This window comes from Bradyrhizobium sp. USDA 326 (assembly GCF_049739485.1).
Lineage (GTDB): Bacteria > Pseudomonadota > Alphaproteobacteria > Rhizobiales > Xanthobacteraceae > Bradyrhizobium.
This window is the reverse complement of record NZ_JBMGQA010000001.1, coordinates 422657-448185: the sequence shown is the minus strand read 5'-3', so window position 1 is coordinate 448185 and position 25529 is coordinate 422657. Positions and strand designations below refer to the sequence as shown.

Below are 25529 nucleotides of genomic sequence, written 5' to 3'. Positions count from 1 at the left end.
AGCAGGGCGCGCAGATAAGGGGTGCATTCTCGACGAGCTTTGCGCGGTGACCGGCTGGCATCGCAAGCACGTGGTTCGGGCGCTTGCCAGCCTTGTCGCAATTTCGCCGGAGGCCTGGCGGCATCGAAGGCCGACCTATGACGCCACGATCAGGGATGCGCTGGTGGCTGTGGGGGCCTCGGATCGAATCTGCGGCAAACGGTTAGAGATAATGATTCCGCTGCCATCGTTGGAGCGGCATGGCCGGCTCAAGCTCGACCAGGCCGATCGCGCGCTGGTGCTCGGCGTCAGCGCAGCCACGATTGATCGCCTGCTGGTCGAGACCAAAATCGCCGCGGCCGGTGGTAAGCGCCGGCGGAGGCGGTATGCCGCGATCCCTCGTTGATTCCGGGCGCGGTTGCGGAGGCGATGCGATTCGAGCCGAGCGTGGCATCGTTCATCAGGGTGACGGCTGAAGACATCGAGGTTGGCGGCGCTGCGCTCCCGGCAACTCGTCATCTTGTCGACCATGTCCGCCGCGCGTGACGAAGAGGCCTATGAACGGCCCGACGTATTCGACATCCGTCGAACCGATCAACCACGGTTGCTGCCCGCCTTCGGGGCCGGTGCCCATCGCTGCATCGGTGAGGCGCTGGCGCGTATCGAACTTGAGGAGAGCCTGGCGGCGCTCGCGGCCCGCATACCTCAACTCCGACTGGATGAAGCGCCAGCGATCAAGGGGCACAGCGGCATCCGCCGCGTCGAAACCATGCGAATATCTGGCAGCCGTGACATCCGGACGAGGGCGCTGCACGGGCAAGACGCGCGCTTGCTCCGATGCTGCTCCAGCAGCGGCAGCAGGATCAGGGCGCGCGTCGTGACTGATGTGAAGGCGGAGAATCCGCAGGAGTGCTTCTGACGCCGGAGTAGGCCGTCTGCCTGTTGGAGTAGCCGAGGGCGGCGCCGATGGTTCGCGCTGCCTCCATCACGTGAACCGAATATTCCCTGATCTGCTTGCGCTTGACGCGAGTGTCGGGGCCGGACATGCCGATCGCCCCAACGAGTTCGCCCGAGCGGCCGAGGATAGCACAAGCGCAGGCCGCGATGCCCTCGCGCCACTCGCCGTGCAGCACGGCGGAGTAACCTTGCGCGCGTGCCAGTTTGATGTCTTCGCGCAGTTCCTTGATCGTCGTTCGCGTGGTCTCGGTATAGCGCCTGAGATGCGGCCTGAATCGCTCCAGGTAGTCATCAGGCATATGTGCGAGCATCGCCTTCCCCGTCGCCATGGTGAAAGCGGGTGCGCGCATGCCCACGCTCGTATGGGCGCGGATATGGTGGGCGCTTTCGATTTTGTCGACGTAGACGACGTCGGTATCTTCGAGCACGGACAGGTGAATGGTTTCGCCGGTGATCTCGGCAAGCTTCGTCATTGCCGGTCGCGCGACGTTGATGAGATCCATCCGGTGGATGACATGGCTGCCGAGCGCCCAGATCTTGGTCGTGAGCTCGTAGGTGCTGTGCGGAGGGATCTGGCGCACATAGCCTTGGGACTGCAAGGTCATCAGCAGCCGATGCACGTTGCTCTTGGTGAGCTTCAGCTCACCCGCGAGGTCTGTGACCCCACGGGGTTGCTCGCTCAGAGCAAGTGCCTCCAGGAGACGCAGTCCCTTGGTAAAAGCCTTATCCATCCACCGGCCAAAATAGAATGATCTTTCACTCGATCTAGCATGGTCGCGCGATCGGCAATAGCCCGTGTGTGGATCGGCCCCGATCCCTTCTGGATCGGGGCCGATCAGGCTGCCTACTGGGCCAGCAAGGCGTTGAGCTTCTCCTGACCGTACTCCTCGTTGGTCGAGTTTCCGGCCGGCGAGGCTGCGCCCCAATAATCCGGGCTCCATTCGATCGCCTTCGACACGTTGTCCGGGTTGTTGGCCCAGTACCGGGCGAGCTTCTTGTCGGTCGCAGCCTCGAACACGACCTGGGAGGGGAGGGCGACCGGGAAGGTCGAGGTGAGCTGCGCCGCGCGCTTGGGCTCGAGCCGCCAGGACAGCAGCTTCAGCGCGTTATCGTAGTTCGGCGCTCCCTTGGGGATCGAGAAGAAGTCGTAGTAGACGAAGCCCTGATTGAAGGTCAGCTCGATCGGGGCGCCCTCCAGGGCCAGCTTGCTCATCGAGCCGGTGTAGGCCATGCACATGTCGGCCTCACCGTCGAGCAGAAGCTGCGGCGGCTGTGCGGACGTCGTCCACCATTTGGCGATGTGCGGCTTGATCTCCTTGACCTTCTTCAGCGCCCGCTCCATGTCGATCGGGTAGAGCTTGCTCTTTTCCACGCCGTCGGCCATCAGCGCCGCCTCGAAGACGAAACGCGGCCAGGCGGGCATGCAGCGCCGGCCGGGGAATTTCTTCACGTCCCAGAAGTCGGCCCAGCTGGTCGGCACGTTCTCGCCCTTGTACTTGTCCTTGTTGTAGACGAGGCCGACGCCGATGACCTGGAGCGCCACGCCCTTCTTGCGCTTCAGATTGTCCGGCATGGCCGCCAGCGTCTGCTTGGCCGCGTCGGACAGCTTGGAATAGTCGATGTCGGCGAGACAACAGTCGCCGAGCAGCTTGGTCTCCTGATCGAAGATGAACGTCAGGTCCCATTGCGCCTTGCCGGCCTCGGCCTGAGCCTTGATGCGTGGGCCGCTACGCGCCTCCTGGACGGTGACCACCTTGATGCCGGTCGCCTTCTCGAACGGATCGTACATGACCTTGCGCAATGCATCGCCATATCCGCCGCCCGGATCCTGCATGATCACGATGTTGCTCTGCGCCTGAGCCAGGCCCGTCCCCATCGCGACGAACAGGGCCGAGGCCAATACTGAAGCCGATCGTCGCCAGCGTTTCATTCCGAGCATTTTCTCTTTCCTCCAGTTGAAATCGATCCGCGTCACGTCGCCTTGCGCGACGTCGCGAGAACGGGTCGTGCAAGGACGAGCCCTGCGACCACCAGCAGCACCTCCAGCGTCGAAACCACGGCCAGCACCGGATTGAGCCGATAGTTGACGTCGCCCCACAACATCAGCGGAAGCGTCTTCAACTCGGCGCTCGACAGGAACAGCGTCAGCACCAGCTCGTCGAACGAGTGCAGGAAGGCGAAGAATGTCGCGGCGGCGAGGCCCGGCATGATGGCCGGCAGCGTCACCAGGCGGAACACCGTCAGGGACGATGCGCCATGGACGGCAGCAGCTTGTTCGAGCCTGGTATCGACGCCTTGAAGCGAGGCGGACAGGATCACCACGACGAGCGGAAGGCCGCCGATCGCATGCGCCGCGGCGAGGCCGAAGACCGAGCCGACCATATCGAAACGCAGGAACAGGCTGTAGAGCGACAGGCCGAGCACGACCGGAGGGACGATGATCGGACTTACGAGCAGCAGCATGATGGTGGATTTGCCGCGAATGCTGCTCCTGACGATGCCGAGGGCGGCCGACGCGCCCAGCACGATCGCGATTCCGGCCGACATCGCCGCGACGACCAGGGACGTCCAGAACGCCCGCATCCAGTTCGAATCGGAAAAGAACTGCTCATACCAGCGAAATGAGAAGCCCGGCGGCGGGAAGGTCAGATAGCTTGCGCTACTGAAGGAAATGATCATCACCACGATGATCGGCAGGATGAGAATGGTAATGACCAGTCCGCCCATGAGGCGAACCGTCCAGGTCCCGAAGCTCGCCGGCAGCCGTCCGAACAGTCTCAGAAGCGGCCAGCCGATCAGGTCGGCAGCTGAGGCGCCGAAACTGCGGCGCCCGGCATCGGCGGCGTGGCGATCAGTCGTCGTCGGTGCGGCCTCGGTCAGCTTGCGGCCGCCCCAGATGAACTCAAAGCCGAGGAAGCGTCCGGCCACCGCGACCACAGCCAACGTGATCGTCAGCAGCACCACGCCCAAGGCCTGCAGGAATCCTTCCGACGTGACCGAGTCCGCCTGCTGGGTGATATGCATGGCAAACATCTGGTCGCCGGGCCCCCCGAGCAGGGTCGGCGTAATGAAGAAGCCGATGGCAGCGACGAAGACCAGCAGGAAGCCGGCGCCCATCCCGGGCAGGGTCAGCGGCAGCAACACGCGCCAGAAAGCCGCAATGGGCCCGGCGCCGCTGGCCAGCGCTGCGCGGGTCAGGCTTTGATCGAGGCGCGCCACGCTGGAATAGATCGTCAGCACCATCAGCGGCAGAAGCACCGCGGTCATGCCGAGAAGCACCGTGCCGCGATTGAAGAGAAGCTGCACCGGCTCGCTCAATATGCCGACCGAAACCAGCAGCTTGTTGACGGGCCCGTTGCGGCCGAGCAGGACCATCCACGCGTAAGTCCGGATCAGGATGGCGATGAAATAGGGCAACACGATCGCGGTCGCGATCAGGACCTGGGCAATGCCGCGACTGCGGTGAATCAGCAGCGCGGTCGGATATCCGAACAGCAGGCACAGACCCGCGACGGTCACCGAGATCTGCATCGTGCGGACCAGCGAATCCCAATAGAGCGGGATCGCGAACACCCGAGCGAAATACGACGACCACGATGGTCCGCTGACACTGATGCGAATGAGATCGATCAGCGGGAGGAGATAGATGAAGGCCAGGAAGGCAAGCGCCGGCAGGAGCAGCAGCGCCGGATCTTTCAACCTCCTGACGAGATCAAGCTCCGCAGGACGGTCCGCCTGGACGCCGATCGATGCCGAGGTCATGCAAGCACCCAGCAGTCCGCGGCGCCCCAACTCACGTGCAGGCGATCCCCGACGGAGGGCAGGGGCCGAACGGCCATGTCGGTACACCTGATCAGGAGCGGCTCTCCGCCCTCCATGTTCGCCTCGATCCGCAGGATCTCGCCGAGGAAGATCGCAGACGTGACGCTGACGCGCGTGGAGTTTGCGGTTGGCTCGTTCGACACGGCGATGCGTTCCGGGCGCACCAGCACGGTTGCGCGCCCGACGTCGATCGTGTCCCGGCTTTCGGCGTTGAACACGTATCCCGCGCGGTTCTTCATCGTCAGCGTCGATCCGCGCTTCTGCAGAATCTCCGCCTCGATCAGATTGCTCTCGCCGACGAACGAGGCGACGAAGCGATCGGTCGGATGTCGATAGATGTCCAGCGGACGGCCGATCTGGACGATCTTGCCGGCGTTGAGCACCGCAATGCGGTCGCTCATGGTCAGGGCTTCGCCCTGGTCATGGGTGACGAACAGGATCGTGCTGCCGATGGTCCGGTGCAGGTCGCGAATCTCGATCTGGATCGACTCGCGCAGCCGCTTGTCGAGGGCGCTGAGCGGTTCGTCCATCAGCACGACCCTCGGCCTCCTGACGATGGCGCGCGCGATTGCGACGCGCTGTTGCTGTCCGCCCGACATCTGCGAGGGGGACTTCGTCGCGTGCTCCGTCAGGCGCATGATTTCCAGCGTCTCGGCGACGCGTCGATCCGTGGTTGCCCGATCGACGCCCGCCATGCGGAGCGGAAACGCGACATTCTGGCTCACCGTCATGTTCGGAAACAGCGCGTAACTCTGGAAGACCATGCCGAAGCCGCGCTTGTGCGTGGGCACATTGTGGACGGGCTTTCCGTCAACGAGAATTTCGCCGCTGTCGAGGCTCTGGAATCCGGCCACGAGGTTGAGCAGCGTCGTCTTGCCGCTGCCGGAAGGGCCGAGAAGCGTGATGAATTCGCCCGGTTCGATGTCGATGCTGATCCGGTCGACCGCATGAAAGCTGCCGTATCGCTTCACCGCGTCGCGGACTGCGATGCTCGATCCGATGGTGCCGCGCTCCAGGGGGCGGCCGCTCGGCGCCGTCCGAGCGCCTACTTCGCCGGAGCGCGTCGTGCGCAGAGCCGCGGGCTCACCCATTTTCTCCTCCCCGTCTGTTCTATATTGTAGAACGATATTCCAATTATTGTTGGCGCGCCGCGCGCGCTTGTCAAGTCGCGCCGTTCAGTCGCGGCGCAGAGGCGCGCCGCCGCGATCGCCTGTGCAGGCGAGATGCCCTGCAAACAAAGGCCTCCCCGGTAAACCCAGATTGACAGTCGCGTTCAGATCCGTCTAACATTTATTTGGAATACTGTTCTACAATATAGAACAACGTTGGGGAGGATGATGGTGTTGAGCGAGCCTCGCGCAATGGCGAAGCATATCGAGCCGGGCATGCGCGTGGCGCTGCCGGTCGATTACGCCGGCGTCTCCATGGCCATGACGCGGCCGATCATCGAGCATGGCGCGGGCGATCTCGACCTCGTCTGCGTGCCGACCGGCGGATTGCAGGTCGACCAGCTTGTCGGAGCAGGTCTGGTCCGGACGGTGGAGACCAGCGCCGTCTCGCTCGGCGAAGCGGGTGGAGCGCCCCGGTTCAATGCGGCCGTTAAGGATGGCGCGGTTCGACTGAAGGACGCGACGTGCCCCGCCATCCATGCGGGCCTGATGGCGGCGCAGAAGGGCAGTCCTTTCATGCCGCTCCGGGGGCTGATCGGAACGGATCTGCTCCGCCATCGCGACGATTGGCGCGTGATTGACAATCCGCTGGCTGACGGGGGCGATCCGATCGTCCTGATCCCAGCCATCAAGCCCGACGTCACGATCTTCCACGTGCCCATAGCTGATCGCTTCGGCAATGTCTGGATCGGACGGCGCCGCGAGCTTGCCGCCATGGCCTACGCTTCGCGCACCGTTCTGGTCACGGTGGAGCGCATCGTCGAGGAAAGTCTGCTCGCCGACGAGATGAGCGCTGCCGGCGTGCTGCCGGCACTCTACGTCACGGCAGTCGCGCGCGCACCGAAGGGCGCATGGCCCTACGGTCTGTGGGGCGAGTATCCGGCCGACAGCGCGGAGATCGCACGCTATGCGAAGGCGGCGCGAACGACCGACGGCTTCTCTGCCTATATGGCGCAGGCGCAGATGGAGCCCGCGTGATGGCCGAAGTTCTCCCTCGCGAAGTGCTGATCTGCACGATCGCGCGGCTGCTCGACGGTGTCAGGCATGTCGCGGTCGGAGCGTCATCTCCCATTCCTGCGGCCGGCGCGATGCTGCTGCGTGCAATGAAGGAAGCGGGCGGCGCCGTCAGTCCTCGCATCTCCATTCTCGGCTCTGTCGAGCATAATTTCTTCACCAACGGGTCGGCCGAGCTGTTCGATTGCGCGGGTCAGGGCCGAATCGATGCGTTCTTCCTCGGCGGCGGCCAGATCGACGGCTTCGGCAACGTGAACCTCGTCGGCGCCGGCGACTATCCGCGTTCGAGTGTGCGCTGGCCCGGCTCGTTCGGGTCGGCCTATCTCTACTTTGTCGTGCCGCGGGTCATCCTCTTCCGCGAAGAGCATACGCCGCGCGTCTTCGTCGAGAAGGTGGACTTCATCAGTGCCCCGGGCGTCAGTCCTGAGGGAGTCTTCCGGAGCGGCGGCCCCGTTGCTCTCTTGACCGGCAAGGGACTCTTTCGATTCGACAAGACGCGGCCGGGGTTCGAGTTGGAGAGCGTTCATCCCGGGCACGATCTTGCGGAGATCAAGCAGGCGACCGGCTTTCGGTTCGTCCATGACGCCGCGCCGCGGCAGACCCCGCTGCCGGGTCGAGCGACGCTCGATCTGCTTCGCGGCCGCGTGTTCGACGAGCTCGCCGAGACCTATCCCGAGTTTGCCGCGCAGATGCGGCGCGATCTTGTGGCGGTCGACGCATGAGCAGGATCAAGCGGGTCCCGCATTGCAGCCATTGGGGTGCCTACACCATCCTCGTCGAGGACGATCGCATCGTCGGCGTCGAGCCGTTCGAGCACGATCGGGCGCCTTCCCCGATCATCCATTCCATTGCCGAATGGGCCAATCCCGAGCGGCGCGTGCTGCGGCCGATGGTTCGCTCGGGCTGGCTCGACAAGCGCGAGAGGAGCGATCGCCGCGGACGTGGCCGCGAGAAATTCGTGCCGGTCAGCTGGGACGAGGCGACGACGCTGGTTGCGGACGAAGTGCGCCGTGTGGCGGGCACGTTCGGCAACGCGTCGATCTTCGCGGGCTCCTATGGCTGGACCAACTCGGGCCGCCTGCACCATGCCTCATCGCTTCTGAAGCGCATGCTCAACCTGGTTGGCGGCTTCACCAGGCACGTCGACACCTATTCCATCGCGGCAGGTCCCGTGATCTTGCGGCACACGCTCGGCAACGACGATGCATGCGGTGGCCGCGCCAATACGCTCGACACCATCGCGCAGCACACCGAGACGCTGGTGGTGTTCGGCGCTCTGTCGCCGCGAACCGCGCAAAACGAGGCCGGAGGCATCGGCAGCCATCGGCTCGAGACCTATCTCAAGCAGATCGTCGAACGCAGCGTCAAGATCATCCACGTCTCGCCGCTGAAGGACGATTTGCCCGACTTGGTCAACGCCGAATGGTGGCCGATCCGGCCGAACACAGACACGGCACTGATGCTCGGCCTTGCCGGCGAGATCGTGAAGGCGGGCCGGCACGACACGGATTTCCTTAAGCGCTGCACCAGCGGTGCGGATCGCCTTCTCAGCTATCTCGAAGGCCAGGCGGATGGCCGACGCAAGGACGCTGTGTGGGCCGCGAACATCTGCGGCCTCGATGCGGACAAGATCGTGGCGCTTGCAAGCCGACTGGTCGACACGCGCAGCATGCTGACCGTGAGCTGGAGCCTGCAGCGTGCCCATCATGGCGAACAGCCGTTCTGGGCGGCGCTCGGACTTGCATCGGTGGTCGGCCAGATCGGATTGCCGGGCGGCGGCGTCGGCTACGGCTACGCGTCCCTTGGCGGCGTCGGGGCTCCGATCAACCTCGGCAAGTCTCCTGCCATTTCACAGCTGATGAGGCCCATCGACAGCTTCATTCCGGTGGCGCGGATCAGCGACATGCTGCTCAATCCCGGCAGGCCGTTCAGTTACGAAGGCGAGATCCGCACCTATCCGGATACGAGGCTGGTGTATTGGGCGGGCGGCAATCCCTACCACCATCATCAGGACCTCAATCGCCTGTCGGAAGCCTGGACGAGGCCCGAGACGATCATCGTGCAGGATCCGATGTTCACCGCGACGGCCCAGCGCGCCGACATCGTGTTGCCGGCCACGACGTCGATCGAGCGCAACGATCTCGCCGGCAACAGGCGCTCCGACTTCATCCTGGCGATGAAGAAGGCCATCGAGCCGCTGGGCGAATCCCGCTCCGACTTCGCGATCTTCGACGCGATCGCAGGCAAGCTTGGGGTGGCCGATCGGTTCAACGAGGGCCGGGACGAGATGGGTTGGGTCCGCCATCTCTACGAAGCCTGCCGCAGCGACGCCTCGCAGCGCTTCGGCTTCGCGATGCCGGATTTCGATGCGTTCTGGGAAGCCGGCTATGCCCGCTGCCCGGTCAAGGCAGAGCATACCTTCCTGGCCGACTTCCGCAACGAGCCGGAGGCGCATGCGCTCAGGACCGAAAGCGGAAAGATCGTGCTTGGCAGCGAGACTCTGGCCAGGCTGGACTATGCCGACTGCCGACCGCATCCCGCGTGGATCGAGCCGGCCGAATGGCTCGGCAACGCCGCCGACGCCGGCCAGATGCACCTCATCTCGCACCAGCCGGCCGGCCGTCTTCACAGTCAGCTCGAAACCGGCGCATCGAGCCGGGCGATGAAGCGCAATGGCCGCGAACAGGCTCGCCTTCATCCTGACGACGCGGCGGCTCTCGGCATCGCTGACGGCCGAACGATCCGCATCTGGAACGATCGCGGGGAGTGCCTTGCGACGGCAGAGATCACCGACAGGGTCCGTCAGGGCGTACTGGTGCTTCCGACCGGTGCCTGGTTCACGCCGACAGGTAATAGCGGCCTGGAAATCGCCGGCAATCCGAACGTGCTCACGCTCGATATCGGCACGTCCCAATTCGGCCAGGGCTGTTCGGCCCATACCAGCCTCGTGCGAGTCGAGCCGTACGCCGCCGATCGGCGCGATGCGTTCGAGGCCTATCAGGAAACGCTCGTCGCGCTCGCGGCAGTCTAACAGGAGCTTGGAACATGTCTGCGCCCGCCATCAGCCGCTTTCCCGTCCCCGACATCGCAACGCTCCCTACGGATATCCGCTCGCGGATCGAGGCGGTTCAGGAGAAGTCCGGCTTCGTCCCCAACGTCTTCCTGACACTCGCGCATCGTCCTGACGAGTTCCGGGCGTTCTTCGCCTATCACGACGCTCTGATGGACAAGCCCGGACCGATCACCAAGGCCGAGCGCGAGATGATCGTTGTCGCGACCAGCAGCGCCAATCAATGCCAGTATTGCGTCGTCGCACACGGCGCCATCCTGCGCGTGCGCGCGAAGAATCCGCTGATCGCAGACCAGATCGCCGTCAACTACCGTAAGGCCGATATCACGGCACGGCAGAGGGCGATGCTTGATTTCGCGATGAAGGTCTCGGCGCGCGCCTATGAGGTGGACGACTCCGACATCGTCGATCTCAAGGGACACGGATTCACCGAGGAGGACGTCTGGGACATTGCCGCCATCGCTGCATTCTTCGGCATGTCGAACCGCCTCGCCAACGTCACCAGCATGCGTCCGAACGACGAGTTCTTCGCGATGGGACGCTGAGCGCCGCGGACGAGAACTGCAATGGTATCTCTGGTCATCGACAGACGCTTCCGGGGCCCGCCCAACTCCGGCAACGGAGGCTACGTTTGCGGATGTCTCGCAAGACACGTTGGCGGAGACGCCGAAGTGACGTTGCGCGCCCCGCCGCCACTGGAGCAGCCGCTCGACGTGCTGACGAAGGCCGACGGCGCGATCGAGTTGCGCGAAAACGGCGGGCTGCTCGCGACGGCGCGTGCAGCAGGCATTGATGTGTCGGGCATTCCCCGGGTGAGCTATGCGGCGGCCGAAGAAGCGGTCGGCAGAACGCCCTACGACGAACAGACTCACAACCTTCCGGGATGCTTCGTCTGCGGTCCCGCACGTGGCCATGGCGACGGCCTTCGGATCTTCGCAGGTCCGCTGCAGGCGGGGGCAGTCCCGGGCAAGCCCGTCGTGTTCGCGGCTTCCTGGGTACCTCATGGCAGCCTATCCGGTGAGGATGGCTATGTCGCGCCGGAATTCGTCTGGGCCGCTCTCGATTGCCCGACCGGCTATTGCAGCGTGGGCGCCCGTCATCTCGGATTGAACGGTGACGAGACGGCCCTGCTCGGACGCATGGCCGCTCGGATCGATCGCCGGCCGCGTCCCGGAGATCGATGCGTGGTGGTGGCGTGGCCGACCGGGCGGGAAGGCCGCAAGCTCTTTGCCGAAAGCGCCTTGCTCGATGCGGAGCGGGAGGTGCTGGCGACCGCGCGAGCCACGTGGCTGTTGGTCGACCGCCAAGTCCAGCTCGGAGCAAGTGCATGAACGCGAATCGGAGACAGGGCATGAGCGGCTGCGATACGGAGCTCGAACTTCGTCAAGCCATTATCGATGCCTGTCGCGAGATGGCGGCGCAGGGCATCAACCAGGGAACGTCCGGAAACATCAGCGTTCGAACCGACGACGGCATCCTGCTGACGCCGTCCGCACTTCCCTACGACCGCATGAAGCCCGAAGACATCGTGGCCATGAAATGGGACGGCTCTTGGACCGCATCGGCCGGCAACGTTCCCTCGACCGAATGGCGCTTTCACCTCGACATCCTGAGATCGAAGCAGGAGGTTGGCGCCGTCGTTCACGCTCATCCGATCTTCTGCACGATCATCGCGATCATGAATCGCTCGATCCCTGCGATTCACTACATGATCGCCGCTGCCGGCGGCAACGACATTCCTTGCGCGCCCTATGCGCAATACGGCACGGCGGAGCTGTCGCAGGCGGCCCTGAACGCGCTTCGCTATCGCCGTGCCTGCCTGCTCGCACATCACGGGCTGATCGCCGTCGGTTCCAACCTGCGCAAGGCCATGTGGCTCGCGGTGGAGGTCGAGGTGCTCGCCAAGCAGTATCACGGCTGTCTTCAGCTTGGTTCTCCTCCGCTGCTGCCGGACGAGGAAATCGACAGCATTTTGAGGCGATGGGGGCAGTACGGCTTGCGTGATCGCGAGGGCGCATCCAAGGCTCCCGCGCAGTCCGGCTAGATCAGATCAAATCCAAAAATCTCTGCGAGAAATTCATGGCTTACTCTCACGACGTCAGCGTTTGCGGCACCTACATTCTGGATATTCTGGGCGTGCCAGTGACCGAGATTCCGCCAGGTGGCGGTCGTCTGCTGATCGACGAGATCCGGCTTGCGGTCGCCGGCACCGCCGGCGGCACGGTTGTGCCCTGCGCGCGTCTCGGTCTGAAAGCGCTCGCGATTGGCGCAGTCGGCTCCGACGAGAAGGCGGACTGGATGCTGAACGCGCTGGAGCGCGAGGGCATCGACGCCTCGCTCATGGAGCGGATGGCCGACAGCCCGACGTCTGCAACCATTCTGCCTATCCGGCCCGACGGCTCACGTCCGGTCATGCATGCAAGAGGCGCCTCGGCCCGCTGGCGCATCTCGCCCGAGGTGCAGAAGGCGGCTTGCCGGAGCAAGGTCCTGCATCTCGGGGGAGTCGGCTCCCTGCTGGCGATGGACGGCGCGCCTTCCGTCGCGCTGCTGCGAGACGCGAAGGCGGCCGGATGCACGACGACGCTCGATCTGATCCAGGCCCGGAGTGAAACGCTGACGCTGGTCGAGCCGCTAATGCCCTATGTCGACTTCTTCATGCCGAGCATCGACGAGACCAATGCGATGGTCGGGACCGCCGATCCCGCCGCATGCGCGCGGTTCTTCATCGAGAAGGGCGCGGGAGCCTGCGCTATCTCCATGGGCGCCGACGGCTCGTTCGTGATGACGCGCGACGGACGCCAGTTCACCGTGCCGGCCTTCGAGGTCGCGGTTCGCGATACCTCGGGATGCGGCGATTCCTACACCGGCGGCTTCATCGCGGGTCTCGTCCGCGACTGGGATCTGCTCGACTGCGCCAAGCTTGCGACAGCGACGTCCGCGATCGTCGCGACGGGCCTGGGTTCAGGCGCCAATCTCGTATCGTTCGAGGACACCGTGAATGCCATGAACACCCTCCCGGTCCGCAAGCCTGCTCGCGCCTAATCTCTTCACTCCAGTGAAAACCATTCATCCGAACAACAGGGGAGAACGCAACATGGCCCGACATGCGATCGTGACGGGAGCGAGCCGCGGAATTGGCCGCGCGATAGCCATTGGCCTCGCCAAGCGCGGCTACGATCTCGCGCTGACCGACATCGCTGCCCAGGAGAAGGTTCTCCTTGAGACCGTCGCCGAGGTCAGGGAGCTGGGCGGCCGCTGCATCCCGGTGCTGGGCGATGTCAGCGACATCGGCGACTGCAGGCGGGCCGTGGCCGGAGCGGTGAGTGGCCTTGGGCATATCGATGTTCTCGTCAACAACGCAGGGATACTGAGGTTGGCGACGATCGACGAGCTGACGCCCGACACGTGGGATCAGACCTTCGCCGTCAACACGCGCGGTGTCTTCCAGATGACCCAGGCCGTGGTGGCGCATATGAAGGAACGCAAGTACGGGCGGATCGTCAACATCGCTTCGCTCGCCGCCCGAACGGGCGGTCCGGGGCAGTCCCACTATGCTGCATCGAAATCGGCCGTGGTCGGCTTCACGCGCGTCTCGTCCATGGAGTTCGGAGGTTACGGCATCACCGTCAATGCCGTGTGTCCAGGCATCATCGTGACCGAGATGGGGATGAACAATCTCCGCGATCCCGAACGAGTTGCCTATTTCGAGAAGGTCACGGACCTGCATCGGCTAGGGCAACCGGACGACGTCGTCGGTCCTGTGGCGTTCTTCGCATCGGACGATTCCGCGTTCGTAACGGGGCAGGCTCTCAATGTAGACGGCGGCATATTCTACAGTTAGAGGAGTAGGAGCAGGCAGCGACCTGGCTCCAGACTTGAAGCCGCGCGCCAGTGGGAATTCAACGCGGCTTCCTGCGGGTGCGGGCGCTGGTGCGACCGCCGCACTGCCTCGATGTCCAAGCAGATCACCTCGGTCACGGCGTTGACGCTTGTCGAGTAGGGCAGGATCGCGCTGGCCGACCCGATCTTGCGGTGGATTCCCGAGATTCGGCACCTGGTGGCAGGCGGATCCCGTGAACGACCTGGTCATGATCTACCTGATCCCGCACCAGGTGCAGGTGTCGGGAAGTTCGGGAGCGACAATCGCGACCGGACGCAGCACAGCCGGTCGTCGCGCCTTGCCGACCAGCGTGGCATCTATGCCGCTCTGTAGGGGGCTCGCGCGCTCGGAGCGGGGACACGCATCGTTCGGCGCGTCGAAGCCGGCCGCCCCCTGGCCGGTGATTAGATTGATATGTCCCGTGGGCAGCGATGGCGGGGCGCGGGAACCTCTTGACCCAAATTCGCCTGGCGCCTTCACATTTTGCCGTATCTGCGCCCCGAGCTATGCCGGGCCGAGCTTGTCAGCCAGAGTTTATTCTGCTCAGTGTCCCCCCAAACTTTGCCGCGATACGCGCATGCATGCATCGACTAAAGTCGAGGATTAGGAGGAAACATAATGCGTAAACTGATTTGGACCCTGGCCGTGATCGCTCCGATGATCGGCTCCGCGGCGCGGGCGGAGGACACGATCAAGCTCGGCTACATCGACCCGCTGTCCGGAGGCGGAGCCAGCGTGGGCGAGGGTGGTCTGAAGACATTCCAGTATCTGGCCGAGGAGATCAACGCCAAGGGCGGCATTCTCGGCCGAAAAGTCGAGATCGTCCCGTTCGACAACAAGACCAATCCGCAAGAGACGCTGGTGCAGGCCCAGAAAGCGATCGACGCTGGGGTTCGCTACATCACACAAGGCAACGGTTCATCCGTCGGCCTGGCCCTCGAGGATTTCGTCACGAAATACAATACGCGCAATCCCGGCAAGGAAGTGCTCTACTTCAACTATGCTGCCGTCGATCCGGCCATGACCAACGAGAAGTGCAGCTACTGGCATTTCCGCTGGGATGCCAGCTCGGACATCAAGATGGAGGCGCTCACCAACTACATCAAGGACGTCGCTTCGATCAAGAAAGTGTACCTGATCAACCAGGACTATTCCTTCGGCCAGTCGGTACGCAGCGATGCGCGCAAAATGTTGACTGCGAAGCGGCCTGACGTCCAGATCGTCGGCGACGAGTTGCATCCGCTGCTCAAAGTCACGGACTTCTCGCCCTACATCGCCAAGATCAAGGCTTCCGGTGCCGACAGCGTCATTACGGGCAACTGGGGTCAGGACATCGCGCTGCTGCTCAAGGCCGCCGCTGATGCCGGTCTGAAGGTCAATTGGTACACTTACTATGCCGGTGGCGCCGGTGGGCCGACCGCGATCAAGCAGACGGGTCTCGACCATCAGGTATTCCAGCTGACGGAAGGTTTTGCCAATTCAGGCCACCAGCCTGCGATGGATTACGAGAAGGCCTTCCGTGCCAAGGTCAACATGTCGCTCTGGTATCCGCGTGCGGTCAACGAGATGCGCATGTTCAAGGCCGCGGCCGAGAAGGCCAACTCGGTTGAGCCCGTGAAGGTGGCGGCGGCGCTCGAGGACCTGAAGCTCGAGGTCCTTGATGGCGGTACCGGCTTCATGCGCAAGGATGACCATCAGTTCTTCCAGCCGATCTACATCTCCTCCTTCGGCAAGCTTGCCGCGAACGAGCCGTTCGACGAGGAGAACACCGGTTGGGGCTGGCATCTGGTCACCAAGGTCGATACCCCGCAGGCCATGGTCTCCACGACCTGCAAGATGACGCGACCGTAACGGCCATACACGCCGCCGGCCCGCGGCAATCCCGTCGCGGGCAGGTGGCGGCCGAAATGCTTCATGGATGGAAACCGGGGCCCTGCCTCGGATGGTTCACGAGTGCGCTGTGCTTGAACTCATTGTCATATCGAGCCTCAACGGCGTGCTGTTCGGCATGCTGCTGTTTCTGCTGTCGAGTGGGCTGACGGTCATCTTCAGCATGATGGGCGTACTCAACTTCGCTCACGCCAGCTTCTACATGCTTGGCGCCTTCTTCGGTTTTCAATTGACGAAATGGATCGGGTTCTGGCCGGCTTTCGTGCTCGCCCCGCTGCTGGTCGGTGCGATCGGCATGGTGGTAGAACGCTATGGCCTGCGCAACACCCACAAGCACGGTCATGTCGCGGAATTACTGCTGACCTTTGGCCTCGCATTCGCGATCGAAGAGATCGTATCGATGATTTGGGGCAGAAGCCCGGTCGACTATCGCGTGCCGGCGCTGCTCGACTTCCCCGCCTTTACGATCTTCTCCACCAACTATCCCGCCTACAAGATCTTCATGCTCGCGGTATCGGTCGTTATCTTCGTCGCGCTCTTGCTGGTGCTGAAGCGTACCAGGGTGGGTCTGATCGTGCAGGCGGCGCTGACGCATCCTCATATGGTCGGACACCTCGGCCACAACGTGGGGCGCGTGTTCATGGTGGTATTCGGTGTGGGCAGTGCGCTGGCAGGCCTTGCCGGCGTCATAGCCGGACCCGCACTGGTGACGCAGTCCGACATGGCGGCCTCGCTCGGGCCTATCCTGTTCGTGGTCATCGTCTTTGGCGGCCTCGGCTCCTTGCCCGGCGCCTTTGTCGCCTCGCTCGTCATTGGCCTGGTGCAGACTTTTGCAGTTGCGTTGAATGGCTCGCTGGCCAGCGTCTTCGGTCCGCTCGATTCGGCGGGGGGACCTTCCGCTCTTTCCGACATCTGGAACGTCACGATCGCACAGGTCGCGCCGATCATTCCCTATCTTCTGCTGGTCATCATCCTGATCGTTCGCCCCATGGGCCTGATGGGGACGCGCGAATCATGACTACGGCAACGACATCGGTATCGGGTCCCGCAGCGAACGCGGCCGGCGAGAACATGCGCTTCTATGGTGTCTGGCTGGTCGGCGTGATCGTCCTTGTCGTGCTGCCGCTGGTGTTCTCCTCCGGCGGCTCCCTCACGTCCTTCAGCCTGATAGGGATCGCGATCGTGTTCGCGCTCTCTTACAACATCCTGCTTGGACAGACCGGATTGTTGTCGTTCGGCCATGCCGTGCACTACGGCCTCGGCGGCTTCATGGCCTGCCATATGATGAACGCGGTCGTCTCGCACGGTTGGCCGATCCCACTTCCATTCATCCCGTTGTTCGGCGGCCTCGGTGGCCTCGCGTTCGCCATCCTCGTCGGCTGGCTCATGACCAAGCGCGCCGGTACCGTGTTCGCCATGATCTCGCTGGGTATCGGCGAACTGGTGGCGTCTTCGTCTCTGATCCTCCGGTCGGTCTTCGGCGGCGAAGCGGGCATCACGACGGACCGCACAGCGCTGCCGCGGATGTTCGGCTGGACCTTCGGGCCGCAGATCCAGGTCTACTATCTGATTGCGTTCTGGCTGGTGGTATCGGCGATCGCAATGTACGCACTGACCCGAACCCCATTGGGGCGGATCAGCAATGCCGTCCGTGACAATCCCGAGCGCGTTCAGTTCATCGGCTACGATCCTCACGTGGTCCGTTATCTCGCCTATTGCTTCGCAGGGTTCTTCGCCGGCATTGCCGGAGGGCTCGCCGCGATCAGTTTCGAAATCGCGAACTCGGCCTATCTCGGTGCGATCCAGTCGGGCCTCGTGCTGTTCGCGACCTTCATCGGCGGCACCGCATATTTTTTCGGGCCGATCCTCGGCGCAATCCTGGTGACCTACCTGCAACTCGGGCTGACCAGCGTCACCAGCGTCTGGCAGCTTTACTTCGGCATCATCTTCATCGGCATCGTGATGTTCTCGCCCGGCGGCATTGCCGGGCTGCTGATGATGCATCGACCGCTGCTTCGCGCCGGAACGTTATGGACGGTCATTCCATCCTATCTCGTCGCGATCGTGCCGACCGTGGCGCTCGGTTGCGGCGTCGTTCTGATGATCGAGACGATCGCGCGTTATTCCGGCGGGGAGGCCAGTGCGATCAACCTGTTCGGCATTGCCTTCAATCCCAGGTCTCCAGCCACGTGGATTGCCGCAGCGGTTCTCGTGGCCGGTGGTTTCGTCATCGCGCGATTGACATGGCGGCGGATCGGCGAAGCATGGGATCGGGCAGCCACGATCGCGCGTGATCGGGGGTATCTGGCATGACGGCAGCTATCGAAGTCCGTGCCGTGGAGAAGCGCTTCGGCAATGTCAGCATCATCCGCGACCTGAATCTCAGCATCGCGCAGGGCGAACGGCATGCCATCATCGGGCCGAACGGTGCCGGAAAGTCGACGACGTTCAATTTGATCAGCGGGCACATCAAGCCGACCTCGGGCGAGGTCCGTCTCAACGGCGACGTGATCTCCGGCCTGCGGCCGTTCGAGATCAACCGGCGCGGCTTGTCGCGCTCGTTCCAGGTCACGAACGTGTTCGCCCGCATGACGGTATGGGAGAACGTTCGCTGTGCCGTGTTGTGGGCCACAGGGCATCGCTATGCGTTCTGGAAGAACGTGGACCACCTGCCCGAAGTCCGCGAGCAGACCGCTCGGATTCTGGAAGACATTCACCTCACTCACCGGCGCGACGTTCCGGCCGGCCTTTTGACATATGCCGAGCAGCGTGAGCTCGAGATCGGCGTCACGATCGCAGGCGGCGCGACCGTCGTCATGCTCGATGAGCCGACCGCCGGAATGAGCCATGCCGAAACCGAGCGTGCGGTGTCCCTGATCCGGCGCCTGACCGAAGGTCGCACGCTGGTTATCGTCGAACACGACATGAGCGTCGTATTCGGGCTCGCCGACCGCATCTCGGTGCTGGTCTACGGTCATATCATCGCATCCGGCACGCCTGAGGAGATCCGGCGCGATCCGAAGGTCAAGGAAGCCTATCTCGGTGAGGAGGCGCACTGATGCTGGAGGTCAGGAATCTCCATGCCTATTACGGCAAGAGCCACATTCTCCAGGGCGTCGACCTCGATGTCGCTGCCGGCGAAGTGGTGAGCCTGCTCGGTCGCAACGGCGTCGGCCGGTCGACTACCGTCAAGGCCATCATGGGCGAGGTCAGTCCGCAGGGTACGATCCGCTTCAAGGGCAAGAACATTGCCGGCCTGCCAAGCTACAAGATCGCGCGGCTTGGTCTCGGCTACGTTCCCGAACATCGCGATATTTTCCCAAGCCTGACAGTTCGGCAGAATCTGCTGCTTGGCGTCAAGGACACGCGAAGGCCGGGGAAATGGCGGCTGCAGGATATGCTCGATATGTTTCCGAATCTTGCTGCGCGCGCCGACACGCCGGCTGGGGTCCTGTCGGGCGGCGAGAAGCAGATGCTGACCACCTGCCGGACGCTCATGGGTGATCCCGACCTTATCATGATCGACGAGCCTACCGAGGGACTCGCGCCCCTGATCGTGCAACAGGTCGGCGATCTCATTACCCGGATCGCGGAAGCGGGTGTCGCAATCCTTCTGGTCGAGCAGAAGCTTTCGATCGCAATGCGAATCTCGAAGCGCCTCTACATCATGGGACACGGCCGCGTCGTCTTCGAAGGTACGCCGGACGAGCTCAAGTTGAACGCTGCAGTGCGCCAGGAGTGGCTGGAGGTGTGATCTGACGCCAGCCCCGCACGATGCACGATTGGCAATCTTGATCGGAGATGGCGCCTGCGCAAGGACGAGAGCGCCGGTCGGAAGTAGGGGCAGCTGCGCTATGAGGCGCGGCTGCTTGCCTCGACGAGGCTGCGCGCTGTGAACGAGGAACGGGTCGCATAGATTGACCGTGCCCAGCCGGTCGCCAGTTCCACTGTGTACGCTGCCATCAAGGCCTGGCCATTCGCCGCTTCAATGCGCGATGAAGGTCGCTGAGATAGCACTCCAGATGCGAGGCTCGCTGTGGTCGGGAGCAACTCTCTGACATTTCCGCGTAACGTCCGCAGCCCGGCGGCCGTTCCTCGAGGATCTGACGTACGGATTGCGAACATCGCCCGCACCTGACAGTGCAGCCCAGGCAGTCGTAGACCTGCGCGGCTGAAAAGAGTTCGTCGTCGGTCGAGCCGACCGCACCCCTGATGTCGTGATCGCTGATGTTGTTGCAGGAGCAGACGATCATGCCGGATTCCGCTGCGTGATGCGAGGTGCGGTGTGGAGCTTGACGGCGGCGGCTGTTGCATTGGCAATGGCGCGCCCGCGCTGATCTGTTCCGGTCCACTGGGCGCCCCGCCCGCGCGGATCGATCTCCAGCAGCTTGACGCCGGACGGAACTTCACTGCCGTCGCGAGCGATCCCGCGCAGAACTCCGTCGCGCGGCGCGAGCACGGGAACGCCGGAAAGGTGGCCGAGCACGAGACCCTTGTAGACGCGGGTGCCGATCTCGACCGGCGTGTGCCATCGCCCTGCGAACGGCGAATGGACGAACCGTTCTGCGCCCACATCGCCCAGTGAACTTGCAATGCCATCGGCAGGGGTCGGTCCAGCGCGCGTCGGCGACGAGCCCGATCCTGCCAGGCCGGGTCTCCACCGCGATGTCGCAATTGGAGTTCGACGAGAATCCGGGGCCCAGCCCGATAGCGAGCCGGGCGAGCCGCCTCAGATCGGGCGTAACCCGGCGCTCCTGCAGTCGCGCATCGATCAGGAGGTCAATGTGGCGGACCGGAAGCAGATCGAGTAGGCCAAGCCAGGTGACCAGGATTTGCGCCGGCCGGCGGATCGCCTGGTACAACTGCACGCCGTCGTCGACGCGCTCGGCGACGACGTTTTCGAGCTGCGCGGTATCGGTGAAGAGCGCGTCGTGAAAGGCCATCTTGCGCCGGATCACCGGAGGATCGGGGTCGTGGGACAGTACGACACAATATCCAATGCGCACGAGCTGCAGGCCGATCGCAGATGCGATCTCATTGGTGCCGAGGATAACGGCAAAGGGTCGATGGTCGTTCGGTTGGGGCATCTGAAGCAACGTTTGCGGAACAAGTGCAGCAAGGCGCAATCAGGCTTGGAACACGGTGACCAAGAGCCGGGCCATTTGGAATGATTGAAAAACACCTCTCAACTGCTGGCCAGCATTCAGAAAGCAGAGACGCACCGCACTGGCGAAGTCTGGTCCGAAAGCGAACATGCGTGTGTTGTGAACCTTGCAGCCTGTCGTGAAGCCGACATTCGGTCGCGAAAACTGCAGCGATTGGGCGGCATGGTGTGGCCCAATTCCTGCAAAGTTGCCTCTATCGTCATTGTCTGCCGTCCGGCGCGGACGCGGTGAGGAGTTTTGGTGGCGCTCGATCTTCTGGATCGCGATAGTGCACCGGGTGGCACGTCGGCACCCGACGTCGCACTGTGCCCGTTTCATGGCGACAGGTCGCGTGCACAAAGTGGCGAGCTGAAAACGCTCGTCCTGACCGGCGCGTCCAGAGGAATCGGTCATGCAACGGGAAAGCTGTTCTCCGAAGCCGGCCGGCGGATCATCACCTGCTCGCGGCAGAAATTCGACACCGGTCGATGTCCCTGGGACGCCGGGACGGACAATCATGTGCAGGTCGAATTGAGCGACCATCGCGCGCTGCCCCGGGCCGTCGCCGAGATCAAGGAGCGGCTCAACGGCGGGCGGCTGCATGCACTGATCAACAATGCGGGCATTTCGCCCAAGACTGCCGACGGCACGCGGATGAACTCGCTGACGACGCCGGTCGAAACCTGGATGAGCGTGTTCCACGTCAACCTGCTCGCGCCGGTTCTTTTCGCGCAAAGCCTGGTCGATGAGCTGAGGCGAGCCGCCGGCGCGATCGTCAATGTCACCTCGATCGTGGGCTCCGGCGTACACCCTCTTGCCGGCACCGCCTACGCGACGTCGAAGGCCGTGCTCGCGCCTGACCCGCGAGATGGCGCACGACTACGCGCCGTTCGGAATTCGCGTCAATGCGATCGCGCCAGGCGAGATCAGGACCGACGGGCCTGCGCGAGCGGCCCAGGCCCGACAAGGTCGCGCTCGCCGTGAAGGAGATGCATTTCCTGCCGCGCGAGACCATCGAGGCCCGCTTCAATCTCAGGGGCGACGAAGGCATGGTGATCGAGGCGGCCGGTACGATCTCTCGCGGCATGACCGGCATGGGCTTCATCTACGCCAACAAGGAGTGCATCTCGCTCGGCATAGGTTGTCTCGTCGCCGATTTCCAGCGCACCGGCGAGACACCGTACGGGCTGCTCGACCGTTTCAAGCGGCATCCCTCGGTCGCCCCGCTGATCGAAGGGTCCGAGGTGAAGGAATATGCCGCACATCTCATTCCCGAAGGCGGCTTCAAGGCCATCCCGCAGCTCTACGGCGAAGGCTGGGTGGTGGTCGGTGATGCTGCTCAGCTGAACAATGCCATCCACCGCGAGGGCTCGAATCTCGCGATGACCTCGGGCCGGATCGCGGCGGAAGCGATCTTCCAGGTCAAGTCGCGCAAGGATCCGATGACGGCGGAGAACCTGTCGCTCTACAAGAAGATGCTGGACGAGTCCTTCGTCATCAAGGATTTGAAGAAGTACAAGGACATGCCTGCGCTGATGCATACTCAGTCGCAGAACTTCTTCCTGACCTATCCGGAGCTTGTTTCCAAGGCGATGCAGAACTTCCTGCGCGTCGACGGCACGCCGAAGGTCGAGAAGGAAAAGACGACGTTCAAGTCCTTCATCAAGGCGCGGTCATGGAGCGGGCTGTTCGGCGACGCCTTCCGCCTCGCGCGCGCGTGGCGGTGATCCCAAGGAAACGCAACACTGGCGATGGAGAATTAGGCCATGTCGATCGAAGCATCCGCATCAGTCGGCGGGCGCGCGCGCCGCGCGGGCCCGTTTCATCCGCGACGACAGCTCCTGCCACCAGCCCTCGATCGCTCCTCGCTCGCACAAGAGGGGGGTGCCGATCCCACCGGTAAAATCATTCCAGGCGTCCAGGCATTTTTCGGGCACCGCCGTGAGCACGGGGATACCGGCGGCGATGGCGCAGGCCAGCTCGTCCCGCAGACCTTCGCCGGCGGCCTCCTGCTTGGAGAACTTGTTGATCACGACGAGATCGACGTCGGCCGCGATCGCGCGGGTGACGCCGACCGCCGCTTCCGCAAGGCCCGCAGCGTCTAGCTTACAGGCCATGGCGCCCGAGCCGAGTGGCTGGCAGATCGAGATCTCCGCGCCGGTCATGAGGTCGATGGCCTGCATGCCGACCTGGCAGCCGGCGCCATCCTTGACGTTGTGCTGGACCACGCCGCCGATCCGCTCGCCCGACCGCGCGAGGTTCTGTGCAAAGTCGGCGAGCAGGGCGTCGACGTCGTCCTGCGGACGGTACAGGACCGCGGCGACGCGGTTCGGGTCGATGTCGTGAAAGTCGATCGGCATGGAGGTCATCCTCGTCAGGTTTTCTACGCGGTTCCCTCGAGCTGGGCAATCTCTGTACCGGTCCCGGCTCCCGGCCGGCGGTATCGGATGGGGGCCGTGCAGCGGGCCGGAGCCGACGACGCGGCCACTCTCCATCAGCACCAAATGATCGGCAAAGCGCTCGATTTCCGCCATGTCGTGACTGATGTAAAGTACCGGCAGCGACAACGTCTCGTGCAGCCGTTCGAGGAACGGCAAGATCTCGTCCTTCGTCGTGCGGTCGAGCGCGGCCAGCGGCTCGTCCATCAGAAGGAGCTTTGGCTGCGACAGCAGGGCACGTCCGATTGCGACGCGCTGCCGCTCGCCGCCGGAGAGGCGGTAGGGCGAGCGGTCGAGCAGTGCGGCAAGGGCCGAGCAGCTCCACGACCTCGCTGAACGCGATCTGCGCGCGCGCCGCTTTCGGAGCACCGAACAGCAGATTGCGCCGCACCGACAGATGCGGAAACAGGCTGGCTTCCTGAAAGACGTAGCCGATCGGCCGTCGGTGCACGGGCCGAAACGATTGATGATCCTGCCAGATCTCGCCGTCCACCGCGCAAAAGCCGTCGGCCATGCGCTGCAGGCCGGCGATACAGCGCGCGACACTGGTCTTGCCGCAACCCGACGGGCCGAAGATCGCAGTGACGCCGGTGGCGGGCAGGCTGAGCTCGGCGTCGAGCGTGAAACTGTCGAGCCTGCCGCGGAAGGCCGCGTTGATGCGGGCGGGTTCGGCCGTTCTCATGCCGCAGCCCTCGCGGAGCGCTTGTCGAGGAGCGTCATCGAGAGGATCACGGCGAAGGCGAAGATCACCATGAGGCCCGAAGCATGCTCGCCTCACGCCAGCGCGACGTTTCGACATAGTCGAAGAGCGCGACCGACAGCACCTTGGTGCGGCCGAGAATGTTGCCGCCGATCATCAGCACGAGGCCGAACTCGCCGACAGTGTGCGCGAAGCCGAGCACCGCACCGGTCAGGAAGCCGGGCCGCGCCAGCGGCACCGTCACGGTCCAGAAGGTGCGGAAGGGCGAAGCACGCAAGGTGGCGGCAACCTCGAGCGGACGCTCGCCCATCGCGGCAAAGGCGTTCCGGATCGGCTGCACCACGAATGGCATCGAATACACCACCGAGCCGATGACGAGGCCCTCGAAGGTGAAGGCGAGCGTGCGCCCACCCCAGAGGCGCGCGAGCCACCCGCCCGGCCCATCCGGACCGAGCAGCACCAGCAGATAAAAGCCGAGTAAGGTCGGCGGCAGCACCAGCGGCAGCGCAACCAGGCTCGCGATGATCTCGGTCCACCAGCCCCTGGCGCGTGCCAGCCACCAGGCGAGCGGCGTCGCCAGTACCAGCAGGATCGCGGTCGAGATCGCGGCCAGTTCGACCGTCAGCAGAACCGACTGGCGTATCTCCGCCGACCAGATCTCCATGCGCGTCAGCTCTGCCCGTCCAGCACGTAGCCGTATTTCTCGATGATGGCGCGCGCCTCGGATCCCCTGAGGAAGGTGATGAACGCGCCGGCAGCCTCGTTTCCGGCGCCCGTCTTCAGCAGCACCGCGTCCTGCCGGATCGGATTATAAAGCGCCTGCGGTACCACCCAGCGCGAACCGGCCTCGCTGCCCGTCAGCTGCGACAGCGCCACGAAGCCGACCTCGGCATTCCCCGTCTCGACGAACTGATAGGCCTGGGTGATGGTCGCGCCCTCCACCAGCTTCGGCTTCAGGGCGTCGTAAAGGTTCAGCGACTTCATGGTCTCCACGGCGGCAAGGCCGTAAGGCGCGGCGGCCGGATTGCAGATCGAGAGCTTTGCAAAGGAGGCTGCCTTCAGCGTCTCCTCGCCCGTCACGACGCCCGGCGACTTGCTCCACAGCACGAGCTTGCCGATCGCGTAGGTGAAGCGGCTGCCCGCGATAGCGAGACCTTCCTCGACGAGCTTCTGTAGAATTGCCCGCTCGCACCGAAGCTCAGCACCGCCTCGTGTCCGGTCTTCTGCTTGAAGAGGGCGGCGATCTCCTTGGCGGCGTCGGTGAAATTGGCGGCCACGGCGACGTTGGTCTGCGCGGACTGCGCCGATGGGCATGCGAGCAGCAATCCTGCGACTACCGTGATCGAGCGAAGGAGATTCATGATGGCCTCCAGCGGAGGGCGGCTGCGTTCGCGCAGCCCGATTGCTGCAGGGCGCCGCCCAGAAGCGGCCCAGCAATCGGCGTGCCGGATATGCGGTCGCAGTTT

At 63.8% G+C, this 25529-nt stretch carries 21 protein-coding genes and 6 pseudogenes; 17 read left to right on the top strand and 10 right to left on the bottom strand.

The window, feature by feature from the left end:
• Positions 1-46: 46 nt before the first annotated feature.
• Both ABIG06_RS02090 and ABIG06_RS02085 read left to right on the top strand, forming a co-directional pair.
• Positions 47-385 (top strand): hypothetical protein, encoded by a 339-nt coding sequence (locus tag ABIG06_RS02090; protein ID WP_370133780.1) that lies wholly within the window; start codon positions 47-49, stop codon positions 383-385.
• A gap of 81 nt (positions 386-466) precedes the next feature.
• The gene (locus ABIG06_RS02085) at positions 467-898 is read left to right on the top strand and encodes a cytochrome P450 (protein WP_370133777.1); all 432 of its coding nucleotides are present in this window, start codon (positions 467-469) and stop codon (positions 896-898) included.
• On the opposite strand, the gene ABIG06_RS02080 is transcribed toward ABIG06_RS02085, so the two are convergent.
• The 4 genes from ABIG06_RS02080 to ABIG06_RS02065 form a co-directional block, all read right to left on the bottom strand.
• Complete coding sequence (locus tag ABIG06_RS02080) at positions 843-1667, bottom strand: IclR family transcriptional regulator (RefSeq protein WP_370133775.1); 825 nt, start codon at positions 1665-1667, stop codon at positions 843-845. The genes ABIG06_RS02085 and ABIG06_RS02080 overlap by 56 nt on opposite strands.
• 113 nt (positions 1668-1780) lie before the next feature.
• Positions 1781-2875 (bottom strand): extracellular solute-binding protein, encoded by a 1095-nt coding sequence (locus tag ABIG06_RS02075; RefSeq protein ID WP_370133772.1) that lies wholly within the window; start codon positions 2873-2875, stop codon positions 1781-1783.
• Positions 2876-2907: 32 nt separating this feature from the next.
• Positions 2908-4698 (bottom strand): ABC transporter permease subunit, encoded by a 1791-nt coding sequence (locus ABIG06_RS02070; protein WP_370133769.1) that lies wholly within the window; start codon positions 4696-4698, stop codon positions 2908-2910.
• Positions 4695-5849 (bottom strand): ABC transporter ATP-binding protein, encoded by a 1155-nt coding sequence (locus ABIG06_RS02065; protein WP_370133766.1) that lies wholly within the window; start codon positions 5847-5849, stop codon positions 4695-4697. The genes ABIG06_RS02070 and ABIG06_RS02065 overlap by 4 nt, the downstream gene beginning before the upstream one ends.
• A 270-nt stretch (positions 5850-6119) precedes the next feature.
• On the opposite strand from ABIG06_RS02065, the gene ABIG06_RS02060 reads away from it, so the two are divergent.
• From ABIG06_RS02060 to ABIG06_RS02000, 13 genes are all read left to right on the top strand, one after another.
• Positions 6120-6905 carry a CoA transferase subunit A gene (locus ABIG06_RS02060; RefSeq protein ID WP_370133764.1) on the top strand — a complete coding sequence of 262 codons (786 nt, stop codon included), beginning with the start codon at positions 6120-6122 and terminating at the stop codon, positions 6903-6905.
• Positions 6905-7663, top strand: a complete 759-nt coding sequence (locus ABIG06_RS02055) for a CoA-transferase (RefSeq protein ID WP_370133761.1) — start codon at positions 6905-6907, stop codon at positions 7661-7663. Before ABIG06_RS02060 ends, ABIG06_RS02055 begins: the two co-directional genes overlap by 1 nt.
• Entirely contained in the window at positions 7660-9972 is a 2313-nt protein-coding gene (locus tag ABIG06_RS02050; RefSeq protein WP_370133758.1) for a molybdopterin-dependent oxidoreductase, read from the top strand. The genes ABIG06_RS02055 and ABIG06_RS02050 overlap by 4 nt, the downstream gene beginning before the upstream one ends.
• Before the next feature lie 14 nt (positions 9973-9986).
• Positions 9987-10556, top strand: coding sequence for a peroxidase-related enzyme (locus ABIG06_RS02045; protein WP_370133756.1), 570 nt, complete (start codon positions 9987-9989; stop codon positions 10554-10556).
• Positions 10557-10682: 126 nt separating this feature from the next.
• Entirely contained in the window at positions 10683-11342 is a 660-nt protein-coding gene (locus tag ABIG06_RS02040) for a hypothetical protein (protein ID WP_370133753.1), read from the top strand.
• 20 nt (positions 11343-11362) lie between these two features.
• Positions 11363-12055: a class II aldolase/adducin family protein gene (locus ABIG06_RS02035; RefSeq protein ID WP_370140762.1), complete on the top strand. Its 693-nt coding sequence runs from the start codon at positions 11363-11365 to the stop codon at positions 12053-12055.
• Between the two features lie 35 nt (positions 12056-12090).
• Positions 12091-13053, top strand: a complete 963-nt coding sequence (locus tag ABIG06_RS02030; protein WP_370133750.1) for a carbohydrate kinase family protein — start codon at positions 12091-12093, stop codon at positions 13051-13053.
• Positions 13054-13105: 52 nt separating this feature from the next.
• Positions 13106-13852: an SDR family NAD(P)-dependent oxidoreductase gene (locus ABIG06_RS02025; RefSeq protein WP_124159827.1), complete on the top strand. Its 747-nt coding sequence runs from the start codon at positions 13106-13108 to the stop codon at positions 13850-13852.
• A gap of 657 nt (positions 13853-14509) precedes the next feature.
• Positions 14510-15742: a branched-chain amino acid ABC transporter substrate-binding protein gene (locus ABIG06_RS02020; RefSeq protein WP_124161893.1), complete on the top strand. Its 1233-nt coding sequence runs from the start codon at positions 14510-14512 to the stop codon at positions 15740-15742.
• Between the two features lie 109 nt (positions 15743-15851).
• Positions 15852-16799, top strand: coding sequence for a branched-chain amino acid ABC transporter permease (locus ABIG06_RS02015; protein WP_370133745.1), 948 nt, complete (start codon positions 15852-15854; stop codon positions 16797-16799).
• On the top strand, positions 16796-18094 hold the full coding sequence (locus tag ABIG06_RS02010; RefSeq protein WP_370133743.1) for a branched-chain amino acid ABC transporter permease: 1299 nt from the start codon (positions 16796-16798) through the stop codon (positions 18092-18094). The genes ABIG06_RS02015 and ABIG06_RS02010 overlap by 4 nt, the downstream gene beginning before the upstream one ends.
• Entirely contained in the window at positions 18091-18840 is a 750-nt protein-coding gene (locus tag ABIG06_RS02005; RefSeq protein ID WP_124161890.1) for an ABC transporter ATP-binding protein, read from the top strand. Before ABIG06_RS02010 ends, ABIG06_RS02005 begins: the two co-directional genes overlap by 4 nt.
• The gene (locus tag ABIG06_RS02000) at positions 18840-19535 is read left to right on the top strand and encodes an ABC transporter ATP-binding protein (RefSeq protein WP_124161889.1); all 696 of its coding nucleotides are present in this window, start codon (positions 18840-18842) and stop codon (positions 19533-19535) included. The genes ABIG06_RS02005 and ABIG06_RS02000 overlap by 1 nt, the downstream gene beginning before the upstream one ends.
• Positions 19536-19743: 208 nt before the next feature.
• Here ABIG06_RS02000 and ABIG06_RS01995 read toward each other — a convergent pair whose 3' ends face one another.
• Both ABIG06_RS01995 and ABIG06_RS01990 read right to left on the bottom strand, forming a co-directional pair.
• Positions 19744-20034, bottom strand: a complete 291-nt coding sequence (locus ABIG06_RS01995; protein ID WP_370133739.1) for a (2Fe-2S)-binding protein — start codon at positions 20032-20034, stop codon at positions 19744-19746.
• Positions 20031-20868: pseudogene (locus tag ABIG06_RS01990) on the bottom strand (xanthine dehydrogenase). Before ABIG06_RS01990 ends, ABIG06_RS01995 begins: the two are co-directional and overlap by 4 nt.
• A gap of 318 nt (positions 20869-21186) precedes the next feature.
• Between ABIG06_RS01990 and ABIG06_RS01985 the strand changes: the two are divergent.
• Both ABIG06_RS01985 and ABIG06_RS01980 read left to right on the top strand, forming a co-directional pair.
• Positions 21187-21889: pseudogene (locus tag ABIG06_RS01985) on the top strand (SDR family NAD(P)-dependent oxidoreductase); the annotation flags it as partial.
• Positions 21864-22652 (top strand): annotated as a pseudogene (locus tag ABIG06_RS01980) (FAD-dependent oxidoreductase); the annotation flags it as partial. The pseudogenes ABIG06_RS01985 and ABIG06_RS01980, both read left to right, overlap by 26 nt.
• Before the next feature lie 60 nt (positions 22653-22712).
• Here the strand turns inward: ABIG06_RS01980 and ABIG06_RS01975 are convergent.
• From ABIG06_RS01975 to modA, 4 genes and pseudogenes are all read right to left on the bottom strand, one after another.
• The gene (locus ABIG06_RS01975) at positions 22713-23369 is read right to left on the bottom strand and encodes a DUF2478 domain-containing protein (RefSeq protein WP_424578567.1); all 657 of its coding nucleotides are present in this window, start codon (positions 23367-23369) and stop codon (positions 22713-22715) included.
• Positions 23346-24045 (bottom strand): annotated as a pseudogene (modC, locus tag ABIG06_RS01970) (molybdenum ABC transporter ATP-binding protein); the annotation flags it as partial. The gene ABIG06_RS01975 and the pseudogene modC, both read right to left, overlap by 24 nt.
• Positions 24042-24727 (bottom strand): annotated as a pseudogene (gene modB / locus ABIG06_RS01965) (molybdate ABC transporter permease subunit). The pseudogenes modC and modB, both read right to left, overlap by 4 nt.
• Positions 24728-24732: 5 nt before the next feature.
• Positions 24733-25424 (bottom strand): annotated as a pseudogene (gene modA / locus ABIG06_RS01960) (molybdate ABC transporter substrate-binding protein).
• Positions 25425-25529: the final 105 nt, after the last annotated feature.

Excerpts from the sequence above, each read along its gene's own strand:
- ABIG06_RS02020 (WP_124161893.1), top strand. The coding sequence starts at position 14,510 with ATGCGTAAACTGATTTGGACCCTGGCCGTGATCGCTCCGATGATCGGC.
- ABIG06_RS01995 (WP_370133739.1), bottom strand. The coding sequence starts at position 20,034 with ATGATCGTCTGCTCCTGCAACAACATCAGCGATCACGACATCAGGGGT.
- ABIG06_RS02030 (WP_370133750.1), top strand. The coding sequence starts at position 12,091 with ATGGCTTACTCTCACGACGTCAGCGTTTGCGGCACCTACATTCTGGAT.
- ABIG06_RS02080 (WP_370133775.1), bottom strand. The coding sequence starts at position 1,667 with ATGGATAAGGCTTTTACCAAGGGACTGCGTCTCCTGGAGGCACTTGCT.
- ABIG06_RS02060 (WP_370133764.1), top strand. The coding sequence starts at position 6,120 with ATGGCGAAGCATATCGAGCCGGGCATGCGCGTGGCGCTGCCGGTCGAT.
- ABIG06_RS02010 (WP_370133743.1), top strand. The coding sequence starts at position 16,796 with ATGACTACGGCAACGACATCGGTATCGGGTCCCGCAGCGAACGCGGCC.
- ABIG06_RS02025 (WP_124159827.1), top strand. The coding sequence starts at position 13,106 with ATGGCCCGACATGCGATCGTGACGGGAGCGAGCCGCGGAATTGGCCGC.
- ABIG06_RS02000 (WP_124161889.1), top strand. The coding sequence starts at position 18,840 with ATGCTGGAGGTCAGGAATCTCCATGCCTATTACGGCAAGAGCCACATT.
- ABIG06_RS02050 (WP_370133758.1), top strand. The coding sequence starts at position 7,660 with ATGAGCAGGATCAAGCGGGTCCCGCATTGCAGCCATTGGGGTGCCTAC.
- ABIG06_RS02035 (WP_370140762.1), top strand. The coding sequence starts at position 11,363 with ATGAGCGGCTGCGATACGGAGCTCGAACTTCGTCAAGCCATTATCGAT.
- ABIG06_RS02045 (WP_370133756.1), top strand. The coding sequence starts at position 9,987 with ATGTCTGCGCCCGCCATCAGCCGCTTTCCCGTCCCCGACATCGCAACG.
- ABIG06_RS02075 (WP_370133772.1), bottom strand. The coding sequence starts at position 2,875 with ATGCTCGGAATGAAACGCTGGCGACGATCGGCTTCAGTATTGGCCTCG.
- ABIG06_RS02065 (WP_370133766.1), bottom strand. The coding sequence starts at position 5,849 with ATGGGTGAGCCCGCGGCTCTGCGCACGACGCGCTCCGGCGAAGTAGGC.
- ABIG06_RS02070 (WP_370133769.1), bottom strand. The coding sequence starts at position 4,698 with ATGACCTCGGCATCGATCGGCGTCCAGGCGGACCGTCCTGCGGAGCTT.
- ABIG06_RS02005 (WP_124161890.1), top strand. The coding sequence starts at position 18,091 with ATGACGGCAGCTATCGAAGTCCGTGCCGTGGAGAAGCGCTTCGGCAAT.
- ABIG06_RS02055 (WP_370133761.1), top strand. The coding sequence starts at position 6,905 with ATGGCCGAAGTTCTCCCTCGCGAAGTGCTGATCTGCACGATCGCGCGG.